This is a genomic window from Microcoleus sp. Pol12B4 (genome assembly GCF_036701385.1).
GTDB lineage: Bacteria > Cyanobacteriota > Cyanobacteriia > Cyanobacteriales > Microcoleaceae > Microcoleus.
Genome location: NZ_JAUBQR010000424.1, coordinates 1 through 1,748, shown reverse-complemented (window position 1 = coordinate 1,748; position 1,748 = coordinate 1). Strand labels below are relative to the sequence as shown.

At 41.1% G+C, this 1,748-nt stretch carries 2 protein-coding genes; one reads left to right on the top strand and one right to left on the bottom strand.

Translation table 11 applies throughout. The features are described 5' to 3' along the window. Nucleotides 1-116 precede the first annotated feature (116 nt). Nucleotides 117-746 carry a macro domain-containing protein gene (locus tag QUA38_RS28750; RefSeq protein ID WP_333167894.1) on the bottom strand — a complete coding sequence of 210 codons (630 nt, stop codon included), beginning with the start codon at nucleotides 744-746 and terminating at the stop codon, nucleotides 117-119. Between the two features lie 128 nt (nucleotides 747-874). Between QUA38_RS28750 and crcB the strand changes: the two genes are divergently transcribed. Beyond that, complete coding sequence (crcB, locus tag QUA38_RS28745; RefSeq protein WP_333167890.1) at nucleotides 875-1,273, top strand: fluoride efflux transporter CrcB; 399 nt, start codon at nucleotides 875-877, stop codon at nucleotides 1,271-1,273. Nucleotides 1,274-1,748: the final 475 nt, after the last annotated feature.

Genomic DNA, 1,748 nt, shown 5'->3' with positions numbered 1-1,748 from the left:
CCAACTTGTAGGTACGGTTTAGCGCACTTAAATTTGTGATAAGTCTCTATACCTAAAAAAACACACATTAATAAACTTGGTTTCTCAACACAATAAAACGGGCAAATTTAATAGTTTCAATTTTCCAACTGCAAATCTTCGCTCTCGTCCGTATATAACAAGTGGTGACATCTTTGAGCGTGCAGTAAAGATTGAGGAAATTCGTACTGAGATAAGAGGATCTCTTCGAGCGCAACTTTCATTTGATTGGCGCAGATATGTGGAGGCATTTTGCCCATTCCCGTACCCATGCCGGGAATAGCGATAGTTTCAATTATATGTTTGACTGGCGTTCCATCTGGGACTGAGCCAAATTTTACAAGAGTCAAAATAGCGCGTGTTGCTAGATAAACATTTACTGTTTCTCTTAGAACTGTGGGAACGCGCATAATTGGTGCAGCTATTAAATAGGGAATTTCAGCATGATCGGTGTCTACAATTTCTGCCATTCCTACTAAGAGTTCGCCGTGATGTCGAGCCTGAATTAGTTTTTGCAAGCGTTCAAGAACCTGCCCTCCAAAATATTCCGAAATTTCTAAATCTAAGCCGTCGTCCATGAAACCAAAACTATTCCCCGGACTAACAATAGCATCGCATTTCACATCAAATATTGAACCGTGATGTATCTTTACATTTTTCATACTGCCGCAAGTGCTTTCCCACGCTCTAACTAAGCCATCGTCTAAGGTAGCCAGCACAATTTGCATAAATACTCTCTCTTAATTTTAATTGCGAATAGCTAGAGCGATCGCCAATTTAATCCTACAATACTTTACATAAGTCCGCTGAATCTAAAATCCATCTCTATATCAAGTAGCAAATATTTAATAGCTGTATGCTGCAAGACCCGAATCTGCGCCATCCGATCGCAATTAGTTTAGGTGCCGTTGCCGGCGCTTTGAGCCGCTATTATATCACCTTGTGGTTTGCCAGCCGTTTCGGTACGGCTTTTCCCTACGGAACTTTTTTTATTAACATCACGGGTTGCTTGGCTATGGGATTTTTTATTACCCTCGCTTTTGAACGAGTGCCGACTATTCCGTCGGAAGTGCGGTTAATGGTAGCAACGGGCTTTTTGGGTGCTTATACTACTTTTTCAACTTACGGTTTAGAGACGAATGTCTTGTGGCGCGATCGATCTTACAGCATCGCCGCTTTTTACTGGGCAGGCAGTGCCATACTAGGAGTAATTGCAGTTCAGTTAGGCATCATTTTAGCGCAATCGGGCAAATAAATAAATAAAATCGGTTTGTGCAAATAATACCAGCTTAAACAAAGAATACAACTGTAGGCAAACTCTCCACCCATACAGAATCAGTCAGGCGATTTTAGCTCAGGATTGTGGACAATACCTACGAAATTTTTTGATCGCACACACCCTTAACCTAATACAGGCAGAGCTTTTAAGGGGGTTGCTACCCTGTCAGGTTTAGGTGTGATGATGTTTACTGCATCGTGTTTTCCGGCTGAGGGGCTAAACTTTTTAAGCTTTTTCCCTACCTTGTTTTCAGTTTACTCTTTCTCGGTTGAACTCACGTTTAATAAATAATGCTTATGGCACTCCGATATAGTTGTTCTTAAAAGAACGGTTGAGGATTTAAACAGCGTTTGGTGCGTTTATGCTCGTACATTAGTTTGTCAGCCTTGGCCAGCAATTGTTCTAATAAAACTTCATTCTTTAAATCCCCCAACTCTACACCAAGACTTAT